Here is a 23,026-nt window from a genome sequence, read left to right as displayed (position 1 = left end):
GAGAGATTTATGGCTCACGCTGACACACATTCGCATGATGATCACATGCCCGGTTTCTTTTCCCGTTGGTTCCTTTCGACCAACCACAAGGATATCGGCACGCTCTATCTTGCATTCTCGCTGGTTGCCGGTCTGATCGGTGGTGCGTTTTCGGTCTGGTTCCGTATGGAACTGGCCCATCCGGGCACCCAGATCATCGAAGATCACCAGTTCTTTAACGTTCTGGTCACCGCACATGGCATGATCATGGTGTTCTTTGTTGTCATGCCCGCCATGATTGGCGGTTTTGGCAACTGGTTCGTGCCGATCATGATCGGTGCGCCCGACATGGCGTTCCCGCGACTGAACAATATTTCGTTCTGGCTGCTCGTGCCGGCCTTTGCCCTTCTGATGCTGTCGGCGGTGGTCGGTAGCGGTGCCGGGACCGGCTGGACGGTTTATCCGCCGCTGTCGGCCTCGCTTGGCCATCCCGATGCATCGGTTGATCTGGCGATCTTTGCGTTGCACCTTGCGGGTGCAAGCTCGATCCTGGGGGCGGTGAACTTCATCACCACCATTTTCAACATGCGTGCGCCGGGCATGACGCTTCACAAGATGCCGCTGTTTGCGTGGGCGATGCTGGTAACCGCGTTCCTGCTGCTTCTGGCGGTGCCGGTGCTGGGTGGTGCGATCACCATGCTTCTGACCGACCGTAACTTTGGCACGGATTTCTTCAATCCGGCCGGTGGCGGTGACCCGATCCTGTATCAGCACCTGTTCTGGTTCTTTGGTCATCCCGAAGTTTACATCATGATCCTGCCGGGCTTTGGCATCATCAGCCACATCATTTCGACCTTCTCGCGCAAGCCGATTTTCGGCTATCTCGGGATGGCTTATGCCATGGTCGCAATCGGTGTTGTCGGTTTCATCGTGTGGGCGCACCACATGTATACCGTCGGCCTTGATGTTGACACGCGTGCCTATTTCACCGCGGCAACGATGGTGATTGCGGTGCCGACCGGGGTTAAGATATTTTCGTGGATTGCAACGATGTGGGGCGGCTCGATCGAGCTTCGCGCACCGATGCTGTGGGCGATCGGGTTTATCTTCCTGTTCACGGTTGGTGGTGTGACGGGGGTTATCCTGGCGAACTCGGGCATGGATCTGCCGCTGCATGATACCTATTTCGTGGTGGCGCATTTCCATTATGTGCTGTCGCTGGGGGCGGTGTTCTCGATCTTTGCGGGCTTCTATTACTGGTTCAGCAAAATGTCGGGTTACGAGATTTCCGATCTGGGCGCCAAGATTCATTTCTGGCTGTTCTTTATCGGTGTCAACCTGACCTTCTTCCCGCAGCACTTCCTGGGGCTGGCCGGCATGCCGCGCCGTTATGCCGATTACCCGGATGCGTTTGCGGGCTGGAACCTTGTTTCGTCCTATGGTGCGTATCTTTCATTCGCAGCGACGATCTTCTTTGTCGGGGTGGTGGCGCATGCCTTCATCCGTGGCAAAAAGGCCGAAGCCAACCCATATGGCGAAGGTGCGGATACACTGGAATGGACCGTCAGCTCGCCGCCGCCGTTCCATACCTTTGACGAACTGCCGCGCATCAAGTAATTGATCCGATCTTGCGTTCCCCGCCGGTGACCATGGGTTCCCGGCGGGGAACATACGACCGCCCCGAGAAAAGAAGACCAGAATTACATGACCAAGCAGGCCGCCCAGCAGACCCTTGCAATCGATAACATCGCCGCATTACCGGTGTCGGAAGTGCGCGACTATATCGCGTTGCTTAAACCCGGTGTGATGACCCTTGTGGTGTTTACCGGTGCCGTGGGTCTTTTGATTGCACCGGGAACAATGCATCCGTTCCTGGCACTGGTTGCGATTGCCTGCATTGCCGTTGCCAGCGGTGCGGCGGCATCGATCAACATGTGGTACGACCGCGACATCGATATCCACATGAAACGCACCCAGAACCGCCCGATCCCGGCGGGGCGTGTGCCCGCCGACGAGGCGCTATCGCTGGGGATTGCGTTATCCATTCTTTCGGTGACCGTCATGGCGGTTGCGATCAATTTTGCCGCCGCCGCCCTTCTGGCGGTGTCGATTGCGTTTTACGTGTTTGTTTACACCATGTGGCTGAAGCGCAGCACACCGCAGAATATCGTCATTGGCGGTGCCGCCGGGGCATTCCCCCCGATGATCGGCTGGGCGTCGGTGACCGGCGGGATCGATATCAATTCGATTGCGCTGTTTCTGATTATCTTTATGTGGACGCCGCCGCATTTCTGGGCGCTGGCCCTGTTCCGGTGTGGCGATTATGCCAAGGTCGGTGTGCCGATGATGCCGGTTGTGGCCGGGGAGGCCGCAACCAAAAAGCAGATGCTGATCTATACGATCCTGTTGTTGCCGATCACGTTTGTGCCGGTCGCGACCGGGTTGCTTGGCGTGTTTTACGGCGTGACGGCGGGACTGACCGGTTTGTGGTTCCTGCGTCATGCGGTTCGCGTGTTGCGCAATGCGGAAGAAAAAGCACCGCACAAGATGTTCGGATATTCGATCCTGTATCTGTTCGTTCTGTTCGGGGCGATGGTCGCCGATGTCTGGATCAAAGGATATCTGGCATGACCGAGCCCAAAATGACCAAAGCCGAACTCGACGCGTTTTACGCCAAACGGCGCAAAAAGAACTGGGCGTTTCTTGTCATTCTTGGCGGGTTGGCGGTTCTGTTTTTCGCCATCACCATTCTTAAGATGAGCTAGGGCATATATGGCTGATCAGAAGCATGCGGACAAAACAAAGGCGCGCAACAAGCGCGTATTGCTTGGTTGTGTTGCCGTTGTTGGCGGCATGATTGGCCTGTCTTATGCTTCGGTCCCGCTTTATGCGCTGTTCTGTCAGGTGACGGGATATGGCGGCACGACGCAGGTTGGCACCGATGCGCCGCGCGATGTTTCGGAAAAAACCATCAAAATCCGGTTCAATGCCGATGTGAATTCCCGTCTGCCGTGGCAGTTCAAGCCCGAGCAGCGCGAAATGACCGTGAAACTGGGCGAAGACAACCTTGCTCATTACATGGCCGAAAACATGTCGGTCAAACCGGTTACCGGTCAGGCGGTTTACAATGTAACGCCGCTTAAGGCCGGGCAGTATTTCAGCAAGATCGCCTGTTTCTGTTTTGACGAACAGACGCTTGAACCCGGCCAGCGTGTGGATATGCCGGTCAGTTTCTATGTCGATCCGGCGATTGCAGAAGACCCGAATACCCGAGACGTGAAGACCATTACCCTGTCCTATACCTTCTATAAGGCCGAGGCATCGGTCGAAGGGCCGGACGGGGACGAAGAAAATGGGGGCTAGGGCCTGATGATTGTGCAGGTATCCCGGTTTCCAATGAAGAGAGCTTTAAAGGTTTCATTTGTGAGGATTGAGGGGGGCGAGGAATGAGTGATCACGCTCAGAAACATCCGTTCCATCTGGTAGACCCGAGCCCGTGGCCGTTGGTGGCTGCGATGTCGGCAGGGCTGTTTACCGGTGGCATGGTCATGTTCATGCATTCGGATCGTGCGCCGACAGATTTCTGGCTGGCAGCACTTGGTTTGGCGGGCATTCTTTTTGTGATGTTCCGCTGGTGGAGCAACGTGATCAGCGAGTCCAGCATCTACCACAACAAGGTGGTGCAGATCGGCTTGCGGTATGGCATGTCGCTGTTTATCGCGTCCGAGGTGATGTTCTTTGTCGCCTTCTTCTGGGCATTCTTCCATAACGCGTTTGTGATTTTCAGCCCCGGCGTGACCGAATGGCCGCCAGCAGGCGTTGAAGTCCTTGATCCGTGGGATTTGCCGTTCCTCAATACGCTGATCCTGCTTTTGTCGGGCTGCACGCTGACCTGGGCGCATCATGGCTGCCTTGAAGGCAAGAAAAAGGATATGGTGCAGGGGCTGGCGATTACGGTTGCCCTTGGCGTTATCTTCCTGTGTCTTCAGGCTTATGAATACAGCCATGCCGCATTCGGTTTTGCCGATGGTATTTATTCATCGACCTTCTATATGGCGACCGGTTTCCACGGTTTCCATGTGTTTGTCGGTACGGTGTTCCTGGCGGTGTGCCTTGGCCGTGCGATCAAGGACGGCTTCAAACCCGATCATCATTTCGGTCTGGAAGCCGCAGCCTGGTACTGGCATTTCGTTGACGTTGTCTGGCTGTTCCTGTTCTTTGCCGTTTACATCTGGGGCGGCGAATAAAGGATACCGGTCACCCAATGACCATGGATTATTATCCAGCACTTTCCCCCATACGCACCGGGCTGGCATGCAAATGCCCCCGCTGCGGTGGGGGAAAGCTGTTTTCGGGCTTTCTGACGGTTCGCGAGAGCTGTGATCAGTGCGGTCTTGACCTTCGTGGTCATGATGCCGGTGATGGCCCGGCGATTTTCATCATTTTCATCCTTGGTTTTGTCGTGGTGCCGCTGGCGCTTTGGGTCGAGATGACCTATATGCCGCCTTTGTGGTTGCATGCGGTGTTATGGTTTCCGACCATCATCGGGGTAACACTGGCCTTGCTGCGACCGTTAAAAGGCCTCATGGTGGCGCTGCAATATCGCCATCGGTCGACTTCCGAACAGGATTGAACCCAATAGATGCCCCTTCTGACGACACGCCCCAGCCCTGCGATCAAAATCTGTGCCGGTCTTGCCCTTGTGATCCTTCTGGGACTTGGGTCCTGGCAGGTGGATCGCCTGTTCTGGAAACAGAACCTGATCGCGGAACGTCAGGCGCATGCGTCCGAGCCGCCGATTGCCGTGCCAACCGATGTGGCACCGGACCCGGCGATGGCATTCCGGGCTGCCTATGCCGACGGTCATTTCCTGAACGATCAGGAAATGTATCTTATGGCGCGCACACGCCGGGGCAATATCGGGTTTCATCTGATCACGCCGCTGGAACAGGAAGATGGCCGGATCATTCTGGTCAATCGCGGCTGGGTGCCGCAGGATTATCGCGATCCGTCAACCCGGCCTGACAGCCTTATTGAAGGCAATGTTCGGGTGACGGGTGTGTTGCGCCTGCCGCAGACCCGACACTGGGTTCAGCCGGAAAACGAACCGCTGGAAAACCAGTGGTTCTTTGTCGATGTCGATGCGATGGCCGAGGATAGCGGGGCGGATCTTGCCAGCCGCTATTATCTTGAACTTGACGAAACGGAAATCCCCGGCGGGTTGCCGATTGGTGGTCAGGCCAAAATCGATCTTCCGAACAATCATCTTCAATATGCGATCACATGGTACAGCCTTGCGCTTTCGCTGATTGTGATCTTTATTCTGTATCACCGCCGCCCGCAGAAGGATGGCGCAGACAGCTGATCTGGCTGCCTGTGATCCAGCCCTTTGATTGCCGGATGCCGCCATTGTGCGGCGTTTTGGCCGTGCTTTTTTTGCCCCGTTTTCCGGTTCCGCCGAACAGGAGTTTCCATGACTGACGCCTATAAATCGCTTGAAGCCCGTTTTCGCCGCATCAATGTTCTGTCCGATATAGGCGGCATGCTGCATTGGGATATGGCGGCAATGATGCCCAATGGCGGGGCCAATGCCCGGTCCGAGCAACTGGCGACCCTTGATGTCATGGCCAATGAACTGATCACCGCACCCGATATGGGCGATTTGATCGAAGCCGCAGGCGCAGAGAACCTTGATGCGTGGCAGAAAGCCAATCTGGCGGAAATGAAACGCAATTGGGTACATGGCACGGCGGTGCCGTCCGATCTGGTGGAGAAAATGTCGCTGGCGGCGACGTCGTGCGAGGTCGCATGGCGCGGGGCGCGGGCCGATAACGATTTTGCCGGACTGCTGCCGAAACTTCAGACCGTTCTCGACCTGTCGATAGAGGCGGGCAAGGCCAAGGCCGAGGCCCTTGGCACGTCGGTCTATGACGCGCTTCTGGATCAGTATGATCCGATGATGCGGTCTGATCGGATCGATAGCCTGTTTGCCGAACTGGAATCGTTCCTGCCGTCTTTCACCGCCGAGGTGATTGAACGCCAGAAATCCGAACCGGCCCCGATCAGCCCGGCCGGGCCGTTCCCGGTTTCGGTTCAGAACAAGGTCGGCCTTGATCTGATGCAGGCGGTCGGTTTTGATTTCGAGCATGGCCGTCTGGATATTTCACATCATCCGTTCTGTGGCGGCATTCCCGATGATGTGCGCATTACGACGCGCTATGACGAGAATGATTTCACATCGGCGATCATGGGGGTTCTGCATGAAACCGGCCATGCGATGTATGAACGCGGATTGCCCGGCGCGTGGCGCAATCAGCCGGTGGGCAAGGCACGCGGGATGACCTTGCATGAAAGCCAGTCGCTTCTGGTGGAAATGCAGGCCAGCCGGTCGGAAGAATTCCTGACCTATGCCGGGCCGGTCTTCAAGACGGCGTTTGGTGGCGATGACGCGGCATGGAATGCAGGCAACCTGCATCGGCTTTATACACGGGTCGAGCCGGGCCTGATCCGCGTGGATGCCGATGAGGTGACGTATCCGGCGCATGTGATCCTGCGCTATCGGCTGGAGCGTGCCCTGATCGAAGGCGACATGAAGCTTGCCGATCTGCCCGGGGCGTGGAACGAAATGATGGGCAAATTGCTGGGCATTACGCCGCCCGATGACAGGGATGGCTGCCTGCAGGATATCCATTGGCCGTCGGGGGCGTGGGGATATTTCCCGACCTATACGCTGGGCGCGATGGCAGCGGCCCAGATTTTTGCCGCAGCGAAAAAGGCCAAGCCGGAAATTCCAGGCGCACTGTCGCGCGGTGATTTCAGCCCGTTGATGGGGTGGCTTGGCGAAAATATCCACGGCAAGGCATCGAGCAAATCAACCGACGAGATTCTGATCGAGGCAACCGGTCAACCGCTTGGCGTGGCGGCCTTCAAGGCGCATATGGAAAACAGATATGGCGGGTGAAACTGATTGATTGGCGATAGGTATCTGATAGCATCACTCGTCCTTCCGGCACAGGTGACGGCAGGCAAATAGCCCCACATCAGGATATTCTGATTTAATGTCCATTTTCCCGGAAGTGTCATGGGGATAACCGACGGCAACAAGAAAGTGATGGATCGGCAGGTATATGCCGCCGATCAGGTGATCTTCCGGGAAGGAAAACCGGGAAGTGCAGCCTTTGTCGTGCAGGAAGGCCGGGTTGAAATCTTCAAGACCATGAATGGCAACGAAGAAGTCATCCTTGGCACCATCGAAGCCGGGGGGCTTTTTGGTGAACTGGCATTGGTGGACAACCAGCCGCGGATGGCATCGGCGCGGGCGCGTGAACGCACGGTCCTGATTGCGATCAATCGCCAGACGTTTGAGCAGAAAATGGCGGCGTCCGATCGCTTCATCAAGGCGATCCTGCGGATTCTGCTGAATAACTATCGCACGGTGGTGCGTCGTGCCGCCGTAGCCGAAGCCAAGCTCAAGGAACATGGGATCGAGCTTGATAAATAGGCAGCGATCACGCGGCGTTACGCGATATTGCGCAAAGCACGCCTGATCTGCCGGATTGACCCTTGACTATGGCGGCTGTTCCCCTCACTAACTTTCGGTTTGGAGTGTCTTTGCCCGTTTGGGGCAGGGGTGCCTGAATGTTGTGAAAGCCCAGTTCAGGAGCATAGGTCGTTGCGTTATGTCAGCACGCGGGGAACCGCGCCGGTTTTGCAGTTTGATGATGTCCTTTTGGCCGGTCTGGCCCGTGATGGTGGATTGTATGTGCCGGAAACCTGGCCGACTTTTACTGCCGATGACATTCGTGCGCTGCGGACCCTGACTTATGCCGAGGTTGCCTATAAGGTGATACAGCCTTTCACGACCGGATCGGTTGATGATGCGGCCCTTAAAACCATCCTTGAAGAAACCTATGCCGGGTTTGATCACGAAGCGGTCGCACCGCTTAAGCAGCTTGGTGCCAATGACTGGGTGATGGAGCTTTTTCATGGGCCGACACTGGCGTTCAAGGATTATGCGTTGCAGGTGGTCGGGCGACTGTTTGACCATGTTCTGGCCAAGCGCGGCGAACGGATCACGATTGTCGGGGCGACGTCGGGTGATACCGGATCGGCCGCGATTGAAGCGTGCCGGGACCGCGAAAATATCGATATTTTCATCCTGCATCCGAAGGGGCGCGTTTCCGAAGTGCAGCGTCGCCAGATGACGACCATCCTGTCGGACAATGTGCATAACATCGCGGTCGAGGGATCGTTTGATGATTGTCAGGACCTTGTGAAGGCATTGTTCAATGATCATGCGTTTCGCGACGAGGTCGGTCTTTCGGCGGTCAATTCGATCAACTGGGCGCGCATCATGTGCCAGATCGCCTATTATTTCTGGGCGGGGGCGCAGCTTGGATCGCCGGAACGCGAGATTTCGTTTTCCGTGCCGTCGGGCAATTTCGGCAATGTCTATGCCGGTTATGCCGCGATGCAGATGGGGCTTCCGATCAAGCAGTTTGTGGTCGGGGCCAATCGCAACGACATTCTCGCCCGCTTTTTCGAAAGTGGGGTGATGAAGATGGAAGGTGTCGAGCCGTCCATCAGCCCGTCGATGGATATTCAGGTCAGTTCGAACTTTGAACGGTTGATGTTTGATCTTTATGATCGTGATGGCCTTGCGATTGCCGGGATGCTGACGAAGTTCCGCGAAACCGGGATCATGGAAATGTCCCAAGGGCAGTTTGCCCGCGCACAGGAACATTTCGACGGTTATCGTTTAAGTGACGATGAAACCCGGGCGGCGATTAAGGATGTGCTGGCGACCAGTGGCGAGCTTGTTGATCCGCATTCGGTGATCGGTATTGTCGCCGGGCGCAAATGCAATCGTGACAAATCGGTGCCGATGGTGGCGCTGGCGACAGCACACCCGGCGAAGTTCCCGGATGCGGTCAAACAGGCATCGGGGATTTATCCGGACTTGCCCGAACGGCTGTCTGACCTATATGACCGGCCTGAGAAGGTCGAGCCCATGTCCAATGATGTTGGTGCATTGATGGCGCATGTTCGCGACAGGCGACGTGCGGCCTGAAATACAGTAATACGAGGGCATGAAATGAAACACAGGAGTAAAGCTATATGACAGTCGAGCTCACCCGGCTTGACAACGGGATGATCGTTGCGACCGACCGCCTTGAACATGTTCAATCCGTAGCGCTTGGCGCGTGGGTTGATGTGGGTGCGCGCAACGAAACACCCGATATCAACGGCATTTCCCATATGCTTGAACATATGGCGTTCAAGGGAACGCGGCGTCGCAGCGCGCTTCAGATTTCCGAGGAAATCGAGAATGTTGGCGGGCAGATGAATGCCTATACCTCGCGCGAGAATACGGCCTATTACTGCAAGGTCCTGCATGAAGATCAGGAACTGGCGATTGATGTGATTGCCGATATTTTGCAGAATTCGACGCTGGATGCGAAGGAACTTGAACGCGAACGTCAGGTGATTTTGCAGGAAATCGGGCAGGCCAATGATACGCCCGATGACATTGTTTTCGATTATTTCCAGGAAACGGCCCTGCCGGATCAGGCGTTGGGCCGGTCGATCCTTGGCAGCCCTGAAAATGTATCGTCGCTATCGCGTGATGATCTGTTTGATTTCATGTCACGCCGTTACAGCCCGAAACGCATGGTGTTTTCGGCATCGGGCAAGGTCGATCATCAGCAGATTGTCGATCTGGTGTCGGAAAAGTTCGATAACCTTCCGGCGCATGAAGATCATGAAATGGAAGCCCTTCGTTACGAAGGTGGCAGCCGGATCGAGCAGCGCGACCTTGAACAGGTGCATGTGATTTTCGGCCTGCCGACGGTGTCTTATACCGATGACAGTTTCTATGATCTGCAGGTGTTCAACACGCTTCTGGGTGGCGGCATGTCTTCGCGGCTGTTTCAGGAAATCCGGGAAAAGCGCGGGCTTGTCTATTCGGTCTATAGCTTCTCGTCTCATTATGTCGATGGCGGGCTGTTTTCGATTTATGCCGGAACCGGGCCGAACGACATTGGCGAATTGATGCCGGTGATGTGTGACGAACTGGTGCGCGCTACGGTCGATTTGACCGAGGAAGAAGTGAACCGGGCGCGCGCACAGCTTAAGGCATCGGTCGTGATGGGCATGGAAAGCAATTCCGGTCGTTGCGAAACGCTTGCGCGCCAGATCCAGATTTTTGGTGGTCCGCAGACCATGGAAGAAATCATTGCCAAGGTCGAGGCGGTTGACCTTGAACGGGTGCGTGCGGCGGGCAAGTCGCTTCTGGGCGGTACGCCGACGGTGACAGCCCTTGGGCCGGTCAAGGGCATGCCGGGTTATGATGATCTGGCGGCACGGCTGCGCGCCTGATCAATCTGATTGTCGATATGGAACGGCGTTCGCACATGTGGCGGACGCCGTTTGTTTTTGCGGGCGGCGGTCCTGTGGTATATCCGATAGGAAAGATCACGGGGTTTTGGGCAGGCTGGCATGCAGTACGCATTTGATATTGGCGGATCGAAAATCGAATTCGGGGCGTTTGACGCCAGTGGCGACATCCGGTCCCAGATCAAGGTGCCGACACCCACGCAGGATCGCGATGCCTTTGTTGCGGCGATTGCCGGGCTGATTGCCGATGCGGACGGTGAATTTGGCGAGGATGCCGATATCGGCATCAGCTTTGCCGGGGGGCTTGACCCCAAGACCGGGGCGGTGATTTCGGCCAATATTCCGGCGATCAAGGGATGGCCGTTTGGTCCGGAACTTTCCAGAATCCTGAACCGCGATGTGCGGGTTGCCAATGATGCCGATTGCTTTGCACTCGCCGAAGCACGCAGCGGGGCGGCCAAGGGTGCACGGACGGTTTTTGCCATCATCCTTGGCACCGGGGTCGGCGGCGGCATTGTGGTGGATGGGCAGTTCATTGGCGGGCGCAGCGGCATTCGCGGCGAATGGGGCCATGGCAATGATGTTTCGGGTGCGCTGATCCGCCATGGGCTTGCGCCGGTGGTGTGCGGCTGTGGCCGGACCGGGTGCCTTGATGCCTGGGGCGGGGCGCGGGGGCTTGAACGGATTTACGCGCAGATTGCCGGGCTTTCCCCCGGACAGGAACGGCCGAGTTACGAGATCACCGATGGCTGGCAGGCTGGGGATGCACTGGCGACCCGCGCGGTTGACATCTTTGTTGATCTGATCGCGGGGGAGCTTGCATTGATGGTCAATGTGCTCGACCCCGATTGTGTGCCGGTCGGCGGCGGGCTGGCATCCGAAAGCCGCCTGATTGCGATGATCGATGACGCGGTCCGCAAACGGGTTCTGGGCCGTTATGACGCGCCCTTGGTGGTGCCGGGGCAGCATAGCCGCGATGGCGGGCTTCGCGGGGCGGCGATGCTGCATCTGCTGGATGGTGGGGCGGGTGTATGACAGCCGGGATCAAACCGCTTCTGGAAATCTGTGTTGAAAGTTTTGACGATGCGATGGTGGCCGCGCGCGCCGGGGCGGACCGCATTGAATATTGTGCTGCCCTTGCAGTGGGCGGGGTGACGCCAAGTGCCGGGGCGATGGCCCGTTTGCGCGATATTCCCGTGCCCTGCCGGGTGATGATCCGGCCAAGACCCGGCGATTTCATCTATGGCGCGTCTGACGTGGCGATGATGAAACATGACATCGCCCTTGCCCGCGACCACGGGGCAGAGGGGATCGTGATTGGGGCGGCAACGCCGGATGGGCGGCTTGATCGCGACATGCTGGCCGATCTTCTGTCCGAGGCGGGTGGGCTTGGGGCGACATTGCATCGGGTGTTTGACGCGGTGCCCGATCCGTTTGACGCCCTTGAAGGTGCCATCGATCTTGGCTTTGACCGCATCCTGACATCGGGCCAGCAGCCGACCGCCGAACAGGGGGCGGACATGATCGCGCGCCTGATCTCGCAGGCAGAAGGGCGGATCACCATCCTGCCCGGATCCGGCATCACGCCGGAAAATGCGGCAAAATTGCTGCGCACAACCGGGGCCACGGAACTGCATGCATCGTGCAAGAAAGTGAACCCGGCGGGGGACGGTTACGCGGTCGGACGGGTCGCGACCGATGGGGAGATTGTGCGGGGGCTTAAGGTGGGGATGGCGGGGGTTGCGATATAAATGAAAACGGCACTGCCCTATTCAGGCTGCGCCGTTTGGTTCAGGCCGGTTATTCCGCTGCGCTGATCGACGGGCCGGGGATATAGGTGCGTTTGAGCGGTAATAACATCTGATAGCGCGGTTCGAACCGTTCATAATGGTTGTAAATCATATCCACCAGACCGGGGCCATCAATCAGGCGCAGGTTTGGCTTGCCGCGTTCAAAGGTTCTGGCGTCGTTGGTATATGTGCCAAGTGTAACAAATAGACCATGTTCACCCGTCTCAATCGCGCCATGTAGTTCTTGCACCTTGGGGCGTCCAACGGTTTCAAGTGTCTGTTTGCATTGAACCTTGATGATCGGTGGTTCAAAACCGAGTTCATCCTTGTGCGCGATAATATCAATGCCGCCATCCGCCGATTGCGATGTAACGCGCGCAAAGAAGCCCATGCGGGTGAGCAGGTGGGCAACGAATTTTTCAAACTCATACGGGGTCAGTTTTGATTTCAGGCGCTTGATGATGAAGTCCTCGGTGGATTCTTCAACCTGTGTCGAGACTTCTTCGACACTTTCATCGTCCACATCGTTTGCACCTGTCGCTTCACCGGCAAGGGTTGCCATGAATTCTTCGGTGTTGTTGCTGATAGAAAAGAGTGTGATGGCCGATCCGATCTCGTGAAGTGCGGATTGGGAGAATTCGGAGCGAGGAACATGCTTGATCCACTCTACTTCCCGGCGATGCGGGCAGCGATTTGGGGCGTCAGGTCGGAATTGATAATCGCCTGTGATCCTGCCGATATGGATCATGCGGTCCAGTTTGGATGGGTATGCAACCAGATCACCAACCTGCATTTCGTGGGCAAAGCGATAAAGAACACCCGCTTTAACAGGAACGGCTCCTTCTTTTGCAACCGTATCCACCTGTTTGAAGCGTTCTTTGAAAGCTTCGCGCGTTGCGGCGAGCTTTGTCAGGTCGCCCATATTGGGCCAGCCAATGGTGATATAGCCTTGATCAATCGGTGCTGTGCCGTGTGCGTTCGACATATGCAGGCCCCAAAGTGCTCGACCCATTGGAAAACTCCCCCAAACCTTATTCGTTATTCATACAGACGGCGCTGGAAGCCGATAAAGGCATCACGAATGCGCTGGATGCCGCCAAGGGCCGTTGCGCCGTCATTGATGCTGTAATACTTCGCCTTGAGCAGCGTTGGCAGTTTCTCGTTATCAAGCTCACGCTCGCCTTCCTTGACATATTGCGACAGGACGAAATCAAGGAAAGCCTGAAGCTTTTCATCATGTTCGCTAAAGATGTCTGCTCTGTGCGCGTCCACCCGTTCTTTGCGGCTGATCGGAACGGATGAATAGGCGATATAAGACAGGACATCAAAAAGATCGCTGTCTTCGGCATCAACCATCTTCTTGATTTCGGACAGTTCATCATTGCCAAAGCCGCGCTCTGCAAGACCCTCTAGCAATGCTGTGCGTGTGTCGGGTTGCCCCCAAAGCTTGCGAAGCTCGTCCTCATCACGGAACAGTTCAGGTAATTTGCCAAACAGCAGTTCGATGAACTGAGCGGGCGACATCACCTTGCCATCGGGGCCATAGAACATGGTGCTTGCCATATGCTGAATGGTGCGTTCTTTCCCGTCCGACAGCCTGATTTTGATTTTCTGCGGGCCGGACCCTCCACCGCCACCGCGACCTCTGCCACCGCCGCCGGAGCCTCCTTCACCTGAACCATCGCCACCGGGGGGATCTACGATAGTGCCTTCATCCTCATCATCGCCGCCGCCTTCTGGCGGGATGATCGGTTCTGGCGGTTCCATTGGTTCGCCGTCCCATTCGGGGTCGTTGAAGTGCTCGTAGGCTTTCACGAAGTCATAGATGGTGAAATAGTCCTTGCCATCAAACAGGCGCGTTCCCCGGCCAATGATCTGTTTGAATTCGATCATCGAATTGATCGGGCGCATCAGGACGATGTTGCGCACATTCCGCGCATCCACACCGGTCGAAAGTTTTTGCGATGTGGTCAGGATCGTCGGGATGGTCTTTTCGTTATCCTGAAAAGTGCGAAGGTGTTGTTCGCCCAAGGCCCCGTCATTTGCCGTCACACGCACACAGTAATCAGGATGGGGGCTTTGTTTCATCTGATTGATCAGATTGCGAACCGCAAGGGCGTGGTCCTGTGTCGCGCAAAAGACCAGCGTTTTCTGTGACGGGTTGATCGCATTCAGGAAGATTTTGACGCGATATGCTTCGCGTTGCTCGATCTCGATGATGCGGTTGAAGTCGCCTTCACGATAACGATGGTTATCTTTTAGCTCCTCAGCGCCTTCAATCACTTCATCTTCCGGGGAGTAAACATATTCATCAAGGGTCGTGCTGATCTGTTTGACCCGGAACGGGGTCAGGAAGCCGTCATTGATCCCTTCTTTGAGGCTGTAGGTATAAACAGGCTCCCCAAAGTAGGCGTAGGTATCGACATTGTTCTTGCGCTTTGGGGTTGCCGTTAGACCGAGTTGAACAGCGGGCGAAAAGTATTCAAGGATTTTCCGCCAGTTGCCTTCGTCATTGGCACCGCCGCGATGGCATTCATCAATGACGATGAAATCAAAGAAGTTCGGTGGGTAATCGCCAAAGTTTGGCGCGGGTTCGCCGTCCTCATCCGTGCCAGACATGAAGGTCTGAAAGATCGTAAAGAAGATGCTGCCGTTTTTCGGCACCCGGCCATGCTTGCGGATCACATCGGGCGCAATACGGACCAGCGCATCTTCTGGGAAGGCAGAAAAGGCATTATAGGCCTGATCGGCAAGGATGTTGCGATCTGCCAGAAACAGGATGCGCGGGCGGTGGCTGGGTTCGCGTGACAGGTTCCAGCGACTTTGAAACAGCTTCCACGCCAGTTGAAATGCGATAAAGGTTTTCCCGGTGCCGGTCGCAAGGGTCAGCAAGATGCGTTCTCGCCCCGCTGCTATGGCTTCTAGCGTCCGGTCAATCGCGATGTCCTGATAATATCGCGCCTGCCATGTGCCGCCCTTATCCTCGAACGGGATGGCGGCAAACCGGTCGCGCCACGCATTGGTGGTGGCAAATGTCATATCCCAAAGCTGCTGCGGGCCGGGATAGGCGTCGATATAGGTTTCCTGCCCGGTTTCCCGATCAATCTGATAGATGCCGCGACCATTGGTCGAATAGGCAAAACGTACCTGAAGCTTGTCCGAATAGGCCTTGGCCTGTCCGACCCCCTCGGTATCGGGCAGGTCGCGACGCTTGGCCTCGATCACCGCCAGCATCTTGCCACGATAGAACAGCACATAATCGGCAATGTCGCGACGGGATCGCTGCCCACCACCCTGCAAACGGCCATTATTGATGGTGAACTCCCGCCCGATGCGGCTGTTTTCAACGTCACCCCAGCCTGAAGATTTCAGGGCCGGGTCAATCAGTTCCGCACGGGTTTCGGCTTCATTCATGCAGCAATCTCTTCTCGTGTCAGTTCACCCCGGAAGGCTTTGGCAAGGATGGATTGTTTAAGTTCGTGAAGGGCGTCGAGTTTTTTTTCGTACAAACTTTCTAAGTGAATGGCTTTCTTCTCAAATTCTTCCAGCTTTTTTGCAATAGACACCTGTTCTGAAATGTCTTTAGGTAGAGGTACTTGGAAAGATCGGGTATCCCTAAGAAGCAGATTTTTTTGTGCTGTGCCAGATGAGGAATCAATCAAAGCACGTAAGTTTGCTTTCAGCGCGTAAAGGCAAAAGCGGCTATCAATCAGCTCTCTTTTTGGCTTTAGGATTGCGACGCTTTTCTGGAATGTTGTCCGTTTCGTTTTTTCGTTTTCAAGTGCAATTGCTGTCCTGCCGATAGTGCCTGCGTTTGTCAGTAATATGTCGCCGGGACTCAAGTCTGTTCTGCGATGCGTTTCTTCAAAATCTTTTTGAGTGATTTCACGAGCGTTCTCGTATTGAAGAAAGCCATTTTTAACATCTTTCGCGCTGAGAAAATAATATCCAGAATTTTGTTCATTCTCACAGTCACCATGCTTCCCGTCAGTGATTTTGAAGCATACTTCTTCCAAAGTTGCGAGATGCCAATGCTTGCTGTTCAAAACAAAGACACGCCCAAGATAACTATCAAACAACTCGCGGGCAGCGGCGAGGTTTGCTTGGGTGTTGGCAATGGCCGCGTCGATGCCCTCAAACGCTTCGTCCAAGATGGCGACAATGCGTTTTTGTTCTTCCAATGAAGTTGGGTATGACACGTTAAAGTCATTTTGGACTTTGCTAAGCGCTAACTCCGTTTGGCCACTTGTACCTTCTCCGCTTCCAGCAATCTCGTCTTCAATCTTGATTAGCATGTAGCCAAAAAAGTCGTTGAAAAACATGCCAGATTTCGGGCGAACAATAGTGACATGTGTATCTACGGTTGCTGGTTCATGAGGCTCTGACCTCACTTGAGCGACACGGCCCAGTGTTCCGGTGCCTGTCGAGTTGATGAGAACATCACCAAGTTGGATATAACGTTCAGTAGGTACAGGTTTAACCGCAAAGTTATGTCGCCTAGCCAACTCAAAATTGATGCTGTGATCGCGGATGCACTTTTGATTAATTACGCAAATTCCACTTTCTTCGACATATTTTGGGGCAACTCCTCGCTTGACTAGGGTGCAAACATCTCCGAGTTTTTTTGTTTCCCACATCACAGCATCCCCCGAATACCATCAAGGATTTTAGCGCTTTCCGCATCAAGCGCAGTAATCTCGGCCAAAATCTCTTCAGGGTCGCGCATGGGTGCTTCTTCAGCCTTGTTGGGATTCTTGACGGATAGGTCAAAGCCTGCCTTATCAACATCGTTGATGTTCACGGTCCAAGATTTCTCGCTCTCGGCTTTGGTCGCCTGAAGCTTCACGAAATCCTCAAAATCAGCATCGGTAAGGGCCGTGGTTTTGCCAAGGCTGCGGCCCGGATCAAGCTGATAAAACCAGATATTTTGGGTCGCCGTGCCCTTGGTGAAGAACAGGACAACGGTTTTAACCCCTGCCCCTTGGAACGTGCCGCCAGGACAATCAAGCACCGTATGCAGATCGCAGTTTTCGAGCAGTTCCTTGCGGATGGCTTTGGCTGCGTTGTCGGAATTGCTTAAGAACGTGTTTTTGATAACGATGGCCGCACGACCGCCAGCCTTTAGCGACTTGATGAAATGTTGCAGGAACAGGAATGCGGTTTCGCCGGTTTTGATCGGGAAGTTTTGCTGGACCTCCTTGCGTTCCTTGCCGCCAAAGGGCGGATTGGCAAGGATGACGTCATAGCGGTCCTTTTCCTGAAGATCGGCGATGTTTTCCGTCAGGGTGTTGGTATGGACGATATTGGGCGCATCAATGCCATGCAGGATCATGTTCATGATGGCGATGACATAGGCCAGTGACTTCTTTTCCTTGCCATAGAAGGTTCGGCGCTGAAGGGTTTCAAGCTGATTGGCACTCAGGTCATCTTTGCGCAGATAATCGTGGGCTTCACACAGGAAGCCCGCAGACCCGGCAGCACCGTCATAGATGCGCTCCCCAATTTTCGGATCAATCACCTTGATCATCGCCCGGATCAGGGAACGCGGGGTGTAATACTCGCCCCCGTTGCGGCCCGCATTGCCCATGCGCTTGATTTTTTCTTCGTAGAGCATGGACATTTCATGTTTTTCCGCCTGAGAGCGGAATTTAAGCTCGTCCACCAGTTCCAGCGCATCGCGCAGGCTATAGCCGCTGCGGAAGCGGTTTTTGATTTCACCGAAAATTTCACCGATCTTGTATTCGATGGTATCGGCACTTTCGGCCCGTTGCTTGAACCCGGCAAGGTAGGGGAACAGGTCATTATCGACATAGGCGATCAGGTCATCACCGGTGACGGCCTTGTCATGATCAAATTCGCCATCGGCGTTCTTTGGTGCCGCCCAAGTGCCCCAGCGGTGGGCTTCGTCAATCAGGAAGCTGTAGGGTTTGCCAAGGAGTTCGGCCTCCATCGCGCGGTCGCGTTCCAGATCATCAAGATATTTGAGAAACAGCATCCATGATGATTGTTCCGTATAGTCCAGTTCCGTCGTGCAGCCTGCTTCTTTCCACAGGACATCATCAAGGCGTTTGAAGGTTTGTTCGAACATGGTTTTTCAAATCTTGGGTCGGCCGATGCGGTGCCGTGGCGGCAACGTAAGAGCGAAATTATTGTTGGGGAAACAATGCCAAAGCGATCATCACTTTGCCAGCGTTAAGATGCGTATCGGGGGGATGTTTTGCGGCAGAGATCGGGGGCAATCACCAGAAAAAAGAAAACCGCTTTGAGGTTTTCCTCAAAGCGGTTTGTCTTGGCTGGGGCGGTAGGATTCGAACCTACGGTACACGATACCAAAAACCGATGCCTTACCACTTGGCCACGCCCCATCAGCGTGTGTGGCGCGGAAAATAGCGTTCCCCGCGCCGGAGTGCAACCCTCTATTTGAACCTTTTTTTGCCGGGGATTTAGGCCGGGAAGGATGCGCCGATTTGTGCGCGTGCGCGATCCTGCATTGTTTGAATTCCGGTGGCCTGCACCCACCAGTCGGGCTGGCTTTCGGCAATCGCGTTTGCGGCACGTTCCGCCTGATTTTCGGTGTCGTAAATCGCAAGGCAGGTCGCCCCGCTGCCCGACATCCGGGCCAGCAAGCAGCCGTCTTCGCGGGCCAGCGCATTCAGTACGTCACAGATTTCGGGCAAAATCCCCGATGCCGGAAGGGTGAGGTCGTTGCGGCAGTCCTGAAGGGCGGCGGCAAGGGTGGCGGCACTTTGAAACCGTGCCGTACGATCCCACAGGTTTTCGTCGGTAAAACCGGCATCGCGCGCGGCAAAGATTTCAGGGGTTGAAACCGCCTTGCCCGGATTGACCAGCACCAGTGACAGGCTGGGCAATTCCGGCAGATCAATCAGTTTTTCGCCGATCCCCTGCATCAAAACGGTTTTACCATGTAAACACACCGGCACATCGGCACCGAGTTTAAGGGCGAGTTTTTCAAGGGCGTCGGTCGGGATATCAAGTTGCCAGACCCGGCAGAGCACGCGAAGGGTGGCGGCCGCATCGGCCGATCCGCCGCCGATGCCAGACGCCACGGGCAGGTTTTTTTCAAGCGTGAGGTCAGCGCCCTGTGTCACATTCGCCTCCGCCCGGAGCAGGCGGGCGGCACGCAGGATCAGGTTGTCTTCGATATTGCCATGGCCAAGGTCACCCGCCATCGGGCCGGTGATCGCAAGGGTGAGTTCGGTGTCATCGCGCGCGGTTGCGGTGATCACATCGCCGCAATCGGCAAAGCAGACGAGGCTATCGAGCAGGTGATAGCCGTCATCGCGCCTGCCGGTGACATGCAGGAACAGGTTGAGCTTGGCCGGGGCCGGTTCGGTATGGGTCGAAGACATGATGCGGATGCCCTTTATCCCCGATCAATCAGTTTGCGGCAACGTCACCGGCATGGGGTGTTTTGCCGTCAAGCTTGGCCTCGACATCGGCGCGCAATTCGTCGGTCGGGTTGAACGAGAGCGCACGGTGCCATTGGAAGCGGGCCTCGTGGAAGCGGCCGATCTGCCAGTAGGCATCGCCCAGATGATCATTGATGGTCGGATCATCGGGTTTGAGTTCAACCGCCTTTTCAAGCTGTTCGACCGCATCATCATAACGGCCGAGCTTGTAATAGACCCAGCCAAGGCTATCGATGATGTAACCGTCATCGGGTTGCAGTTCGACGGCACGTTTGAGCATGTCTTCGGCCTGATCGAAGTTTTTGCCCATATCGACCCAGCTATAGCCAAGATAATTCATGACATAGGGCTGATCGGGTTCAAGTTCTAGCGCCTTGAGGAAGTCGGCCTCGGCCTTTGGCCAGTTTCCGGCGCGTTCATAGGCAATGCCGCGCCGATAGAGCAGACGCCAGCCGACAGCATCCGTGCCGCCCAGACGTTCAATCGCCCGGTCATAGGCATTGGCCGCCCCGGCAAAGTCCTGATCGATGCGCAGGATATCGCCAAGCTGGATCAGGGCATCGGGGCGGTCGCTGCGTTCATTGACCATGGTTTCGAGCAGGGCAATCGCATCGTCGGTCTTGCCAAGCTGTTCATAGCTTGACGCGGCGCGCAGGCGCGCGTTCCAGCTATGCGGGGAGTCTTTGGGGATCGATTCATACACAATGACGGCTGCGTCAAAGCGTTCCTGGATTTCCATGATCTCGCCGACCAGAAGACGGGTAATGTCATCACCGGGACGTAGTGACAGGGAATAACGCGCCATGAGCAAGGCCGGATCAACCGCGTTTTCCTGGCTAAGCAGGGTCGCGATATCAAGATAGGCCTCGGCCAGACCCGATGCCGGGGTCAGGATGACGCTGGTGGGGGGCTCCCCCTTTGCCAGACGGTCAAGGTGATAGGGCATCGCTAGGGACTGCGGATGGCGGTCCATATAGCTTTCATACAGAAGGGATGCCTTTTGCGTCTGGCCTTTGCGTTCATAGACCGACCCCAATGCTTCGGCCGCGCGCAGCGGCGCATCGGCCGGATCGCCATAGGCGCTGGCAAGCGCGACTTCGGCGGCGTTCAGGTCATCGAAATAGGCCAGGATCAGACCGCGATGATATTCCGACAGCGGATTGAGCGAGCCGTTGCCCTGCAATTCGTCAAGGGCGGCCATGGCGTTTTGCGGCTGATCAAGGCCGGTATAGATCCATGCCTTTGCCAGCGGCACGATCAGGGCGGTGATCCCGCGTTGCGGCAGGGTCGATACGGCATCAAGGGCGGCCTGATAATCCTGATCGCGGATTTCGGCATCCATCACCGTCATGACGGCAAACAGGTCTTCGGGATTTTCATCGACGAGCACGCGGGCAACCGGTTCGGCATCGGCAATGCGGCCTTCGGCGATCAGGGCCAGAAAGGCGCGGCGGCGCAAATCATCATTTTCCGGGTCGATTTCATGGGCGCGCAACAGATAGCGCGCGGCATAGTCCGTGCGGTTTTCGATCTGGGCGGCCTTGCCGGCAAGGAAATTGCCCGAGAAGCTGTTGCTTTGCGGATATTCGAACTCGGCACGATCAGCGGGCTGCGACGTGGTGCCGCAGGCCGAAAGGGCAAGAGCCGTCATCGGAATGACGATGTTTAACAGATGGCGTTTCAAAAACTTGTCCTGCGTCTGCAATTCCCAACCGGCCGCATTTTCTGCGCTCAATGCGGGCCACTAACTTTTATGGAGCTAACCCTAACCAGTCGGCAAATATAAGGCAAAGCATTTGCCATTTGGCTTGGTATCTACCGGGCGCAGCATATGTGATTGTACGGCAACTTCCCACAGGTGGTTGCGCAAAGCCAAAAACGTTCCCGTGATGAGGATATCGCTAGCAATAAAGCGGGCGTTTGGCGGGAACATCAAGCTGCGGCACGATGATGTCGCGCGCCTGTTTGGCAAAATGCGATTTCTGGCCGACCGGGGCGACATATTCCAGAATGGCCATCGCCCTGTCAGTGCCAAGCGCACGTGCGAGAACCCACCCCGCCAGATAGTGTGATGACAGGCAGCCGCCACTGGTGACGATATTGCCCTGTGCGACCAGCGGGCGGTCTTCAAGCACGGTATCGGTGCGCGCCAGAAGGGACCGGGTTTTGGTATCGGTCGTGATGGTCGCGGGCAGAAGGCCCAGTTTGTGCAGGAACAGCACACCCGAACATTGCGCGCCGATCATCTGACGCGACGGATCAAGATGGATTTGCGCCATCAGATCGGGATCATTGATATGATCGCGGGTGTGGATGCCACTGCCAAACAGGACGACATCGGCCGTCGCGGTGAAGGATAACGGTTCCTGTATTGTGACTTCGACACCGTTCATCGAGGTCACGGATGGGCCGGGCCCGGTAATGACGGCACGAAGGCCATTGCCCCTGGCCCGGTTCAGGATCGAGAGCGCGACAAAGCTGTCGATCTCGTTAAAACCATCAAGCGTTACAATCGCGATTTGCATCACACATCCATCGCCAGTCAAAAAAGGGCGGACATTGAACGCGCAGATTGGGGATTAAACAAGGAAAATGCGAGATTTCCGTCAGAAAATCATGCAGAAAATCACGCGGAAAGGCATTCTTCGACCAGCGATATCCAGTAACTCACACCATAGGGGATGGCATCTAGGAGTTGTTTTAGAAAACCGTGATGTGATTATGTTTGGTGTCTAGGGCTGAGGTGTCCATGTTTTAGGTGGGCTTGGGGTAGATGATATGATGCGTGATATTGTTGTGGCTGTTGTTCTTATGGCAGCGATGAGTCTGACAGCGTGCAGTCGTCCTGCGGGTTATGCGGCAAGCTGGCCCATCGAAACGTACCCTTATGGCTGCGGCGATATGAAACATATCACAGCAAACTCTCCACTTATAAAGGGGGCACCTATATGTGCGACAGGCATCTCGCTTGACGAAGGCTTTACGTACCAAGATGAATTTGAAGCCTGTAAACAGAGCATGAAAAACTATTTCGATTACCTTGATAGAATGGCGCAATGTAAAATCGAAGACACTAAAATGATAGTGGAAGCCATCCGTAAGGACTTTTTGGCTTACCAAGAGTGCAAGCAGCAATCGGTTGCCATTTGTGATTCGGAACAAGTGAAGCAAGCCTACCTGGAAGCATCTATCGTTAAGATTAGTCTATGGTTTCCATCTTTTGAGTGCGAACAAAAGAACGGATCTTATTTAGATTCGTGTATTGCCGAGTTGGCAGATGACTTCCAAGAACTTGCGAAGGGCCATATTGATGCGCGAGACAGGTTTTTACGTGCAGTCGAGGCTGACGCTGACGAAACTGTCAGGCTTTTCAATTGCAAGGCTAATCGAGAGAAGTTTTGCTTTTGACCAATAGCGTAGTTTTTTGCCGTC

At 55.4% G+C, this 23,026-nt stretch carries 21 protein-coding genes and 1 tRNA gene; 14 read left to right on the top strand and 8 right to left on the bottom strand.

Translation table 11 applies throughout. From position 1 onward, the window contains the following. The first annotated feature begins 9 nt into the window (after positions 1–9). From ctaD to ABIE64_RS03925, 13 genes are all read left to right on the top strand, one after another. Entirely contained in the window at positions 10–1,596 is a 1,587-nt protein-coding gene (ctaD, locus tag ABIE64_RS03985) for a cytochrome c oxidase subunit I (RefSeq protein ID WP_354376690.1), read from the top strand. Positions 1,597–1,683: 87 nt separating this feature from the next. Beyond that, positions 1,684–2,610, top strand: a complete 927-nt coding sequence (cyoE, locus tag ABIE64_RS03980; RefSeq protein WP_175484468.1) for a heme o synthase — start codon at positions 1,684–1,686, stop codon at positions 2,608–2,610. Beyond that, positions 2,607–2,744 (top strand): cytochrome c oxidase system small membrane protein, encoded by a 138-nt coding sequence (locus tag ABIE64_RS03975; protein ID WP_156487974.1) that lies wholly within the window; start codon positions 2,607–2,609, stop codon positions 2,742–2,744. The genes cyoE and ABIE64_RS03975 overlap by 4 nt, the downstream gene beginning before the upstream one ends. Before the next feature lie 7 nt (positions 2,745–2,751). Beyond that, complete coding sequence (locus ABIE64_RS03970) at positions 2,752–3,342, top strand: cytochrome c oxidase assembly protein (RefSeq protein ID WP_007092273.1); 591 nt, start codon at positions 2,752–2,754, stop codon at positions 3,340–3,342. A gap of 83 nt (positions 3,343–3,425) precedes the next feature. Continuing rightward, positions 3,426–4,226 (top strand): cytochrome c oxidase subunit 3, encoded by an 801-nt coding sequence (locus ABIE64_RS03965; protein WP_007092272.1) that lies wholly within the window; start codon positions 3,426–3,428, stop codon positions 4,224–4,226. A gap of 17 nt (positions 4,227–4,243) precedes the next feature. Continuing rightward, complete coding sequence (locus tag ABIE64_RS03960) at positions 4,244–4,612, top strand: DUF983 domain-containing protein (RefSeq protein WP_037987152.1); 369 nt, start codon at positions 4,244–4,246, stop codon at positions 4,610–4,612. A 9-nt stretch (positions 4,613–4,621) separates the two neighbouring features. Beyond that, positions 4,622–5,344 carry an SURF1 family protein gene (locus ABIE64_RS03955; RefSeq protein WP_063092051.1) on the top strand — a complete coding sequence of 241 codons (723 nt, stop codon included), beginning with the start codon at positions 4,622–4,624 and terminating at the stop codon, positions 5,342–5,344. Between the two features lie 108 nt (positions 5,345–5,452). Then, on the top strand, positions 5,453–6,940 hold the full coding sequence (locus ABIE64_RS03950; protein ID WP_354376689.1) for a carboxypeptidase M32: 1,488 nt from the start codon (positions 5,453–5,455) through the stop codon (positions 6,938–6,940). Between the two features lie 120 nt (positions 6,941–7,060). After that, on the top strand, positions 7,061–7,480 hold the full coding sequence (locus tag ABIE64_RS03945; protein ID WP_063092049.1) for a cyclic nucleotide-binding domain-containing protein: 420 nt from the start codon (positions 7,061–7,063) through the stop codon (positions 7,478–7,480). A gap of 171 nt (positions 7,481–7,651) precedes the next feature. Next, on the top strand, positions 7,652–9,049 hold the full coding sequence (thrC, locus tag ABIE64_RS03940) for a threonine synthase (RefSeq protein WP_354376688.1): 1,398 nt from the start codon (positions 7,652–7,654) through the stop codon (positions 9,047–9,049). A gap of 47 nt (positions 9,050–9,096) precedes the next feature. Beyond that, positions 9,097–10,356, top strand: a complete 1,260-nt coding sequence (locus ABIE64_RS03935; protein WP_341364918.1) for a M16 family metallopeptidase — start codon at positions 9,097–9,099, stop codon at positions 10,354–10,356. A gap of 120 nt (positions 10,357–10,476) precedes the next feature. After that, positions 10,477–11,409 (top strand): ROK family protein, encoded by a 933-nt coding sequence (locus ABIE64_RS03930; protein ID WP_354376687.1) that lies wholly within the window; start codon positions 10,477–10,479, stop codon positions 11,407–11,409. Next, positions 11,406–12,125, top strand: coding sequence for a copper homeostasis protein CutC (locus ABIE64_RS03925; RefSeq protein WP_354376686.1), 720 nt, complete (start codon positions 11,406–11,408; stop codon positions 12,123–12,125). The genes ABIE64_RS03930 and ABIE64_RS03925 overlap by 4 nt, the downstream gene beginning before the upstream one ends. A 49-nt stretch (positions 12,126–12,174) precedes the next feature. On the opposite strand, the gene ABIE64_RS03920 is transcribed toward ABIE64_RS03925, so the two are convergent. The 8 genes from ABIE64_RS03920 to ABIE64_RS03885 form a co-directional block, all read right to left on the bottom strand. Then, positions 12,175–13,176, bottom strand: a complete 1,002-nt coding sequence (locus tag ABIE64_RS03920; protein WP_114093557.1) for a restriction endonuclease — start codon at positions 13,174–13,176, stop codon at positions 12,175–12,177. Positions 13,177–13,202: 26 nt separating this feature from the next. After that, entirely contained in the window at positions 13,203–15,578 is a 2,376-nt protein-coding gene (hsdR, locus tag ABIE64_RS03915) for an EcoAI/FtnUII family type I restriction enzme subunit R (protein WP_354376685.1), read from the bottom strand. Then, positions 15,575–16,801 carry a restriction endonuclease subunit S gene (locus tag ABIE64_RS03910; protein ID WP_354376684.1) on the bottom strand — a complete coding sequence of 409 codons (1,227 nt, stop codon included), beginning with the start codon at positions 16,799–16,801 and terminating at the stop codon, positions 15,575–15,577. Before ABIE64_RS03910 ends, hsdR begins: the two co-directional genes overlap by 4 nt. Continuing rightward, positions 16,801–18,252, bottom strand: coding sequence for a class I SAM-dependent DNA methyltransferase (locus ABIE64_RS03905; protein WP_354376683.1), 1,452 nt, complete (start codon positions 18,250–18,252; stop codon positions 16,801–16,803). The genes ABIE64_RS03910 and ABIE64_RS03905 overlap by 1 nt, the downstream gene beginning before the upstream one ends. Positions 18,253–18,454: 202 nt before the next feature. Beyond that, positions 18,455–18,529 (bottom strand) — tRNA-Gln (locus ABIE64_RS03900). Positions 18,530–18,607: 78 nt separating this feature from the next. Continuing rightward, the gene (locus ABIE64_RS03895) at positions 18,608–19,534 is read right to left on the bottom strand and encodes a 4-(cytidine 5'-diphospho)-2-C-methyl-D-erythritol kinase (protein WP_354376682.1); all 927 of its coding nucleotides are present in this window, start codon (positions 19,532–19,534) and stop codon (positions 18,608–18,610) included. Positions 19,535–19,562: 28 nt separating this feature from the next. After that, positions 19,563–21,329, bottom strand: coding sequence for a tetratricopeptide repeat protein (locus ABIE64_RS03890; protein ID WP_354376681.1), 1,767 nt, complete (start codon positions 21,327–21,329; stop codon positions 19,563–19,565). Between the two features lie 166 nt (positions 21,330–21,495). After that, positions 21,496–22,119, bottom strand: coding sequence for a DJ-1/PfpI family protein (locus ABIE64_RS03885; RefSeq protein ID WP_354376680.1), 624 nt, complete (start codon positions 22,117–22,119; stop codon positions 21,496–21,498). A 253-nt stretch (positions 22,120–22,372) separates the two neighbouring features. Here ABIE64_RS03885 and ABIE64_RS03880 point away from each other — a divergent pair, with 253 nt between their 5' ends. Continuing rightward, positions 22,373–23,002, top strand: coding sequence for a hypothetical protein (locus tag ABIE64_RS03880; protein WP_354376679.1), 630 nt, complete (start codon positions 22,373–22,375; stop codon positions 23,000–23,002). The last annotated feature ends 24 nt before the right edge of the window (positions 23,003–23,026 follow it).

Source organism: Thalassospira sp. MBR-102 (assembly GCF_040549275.1).
Classification (GTDB): domain Bacteria; phylum Pseudomonadota; class Alphaproteobacteria; order Rhodospirillales; family Thalassospiraceae; genus Thalassospira; species Thalassospira xiamenensis.
This window is presented reverse-complemented; position numbering and strand designations above follow the sequence as displayed.

Bases quoted from the DNA above. Each gene is read 5' to 3' on its own strand.
- ctaD (WP_354376690.1), top strand. From the start codon at position 10: ATGGCTCACGCTGACACACATTCGCATGATGATCACATGCCCGGTTTC.
- cyoE (WP_175484468.1), top strand. From the start codon at position 1,684: ATGACCAAGCAGGCCGCCCAGCAGACCCTTGCAATCGATAACATCGCC.
- ABIE64_RS03975 (WP_156487974.1), top strand. From the start codon at position 2,607: ATGACCGAGCCCAAAATGACCAAAGCCGAACTCGACGCGTTTTACGCC.
- ABIE64_RS03970 (WP_007092273.1), top strand. From the start codon at position 2,752: ATGGCTGATCAGAAGCATGCGGACAAAACAAAGGCGCGCAACAAGCGC.
- ABIE64_RS03965 (WP_007092272.1), top strand. From the start codon at position 3,426: ATGAGTGATCACGCTCAGAAACATCCGTTCCATCTGGTAGACCCGAGC.
- ABIE64_RS03960 (WP_037987152.1), top strand. From the start codon at position 4,244: ATGACCATGGATTATTATCCAGCACTTTCCCCCATACGCACCGGGCTG.
- ABIE64_RS03955 (WP_063092051.1), top strand. From the start codon at position 4,622: ATGCCCCTTCTGACGACACGCCCCAGCCCTGCGATCAAAATCTGTGCC.
- ABIE64_RS03950 (WP_354376689.1), top strand. From the start codon at position 5,453: ATGACTGACGCCTATAAATCGCTTGAAGCCCGTTTTCGCCGCATCAAT.
- ABIE64_RS03945 (WP_063092049.1), top strand. From the start codon at position 7,061: ATGGGGATAACCGACGGCAACAAGAAAGTGATGGATCGGCAGGTATAT.
- ABIE64_RS03935 (WP_341364918.1), top strand. From the start codon at position 9,097: ATGACAGTCGAGCTCACCCGGCTTGACAACGGGATGATCGTTGCGACC.
- ABIE64_RS03930 (WP_354376687.1), top strand. From the start codon at position 10,477: ATGCAGTACGCATTTGATATTGGCGGATCGAAAATCGAATTCGGGGCG.
- ABIE64_RS03925 (WP_354376686.1), top strand. From the start codon at position 11,406: ATGACAGCCGGGATCAAACCGCTTCTGGAAATCTGTGTTGAAAGTTTT.
- ABIE64_RS03920 (WP_114093557.1), bottom strand. From the start codon at position 13,176: ATGGGTCGAGCACTTTGGGGCCTGCATATGTCGAACGCACACGGCACA.
- hsdR (WP_354376685.1), bottom strand. From the start codon at position 15,578: ATGAATGAAGCCGAAACCCGTGCGGAACTGATTGACCCGGCCCTGAAA.
- ABIE64_RS03910 (WP_354376684.1), bottom strand. From the start codon at position 16,801: ATGTGGGAAACAAAAAAACTCGGAGATGTTTGCACCCTAGTCAAGCGA.
- ABIE64_RS03905 (WP_354376683.1), bottom strand. From the start codon at position 18,252: ATGTTCGAACAAACCTTCAAACGCCTTGATGATGTCCTGTGGAAAGAA.
- ABIE64_RS03895 (WP_354376682.1), bottom strand. From the start codon at position 19,534: ATGTCTTCGACCCATACCGAACCGGCCCCGGCCAAGCTCAACCTGTTC.
- ABIE64_RS03885 (WP_354376680.1), bottom strand. From the start codon at position 22,119: ATGCAAATCGCGATTGTAACGCTTGATGGTTTTAACGAGATCGACAGC.
- ABIE64_RS03880 (WP_354376679.1), top strand. From the start codon at position 22,373: ATGATGCGTGATATTGTTGTGGCTGTTGTTCTTATGGCAGCGATGAGT.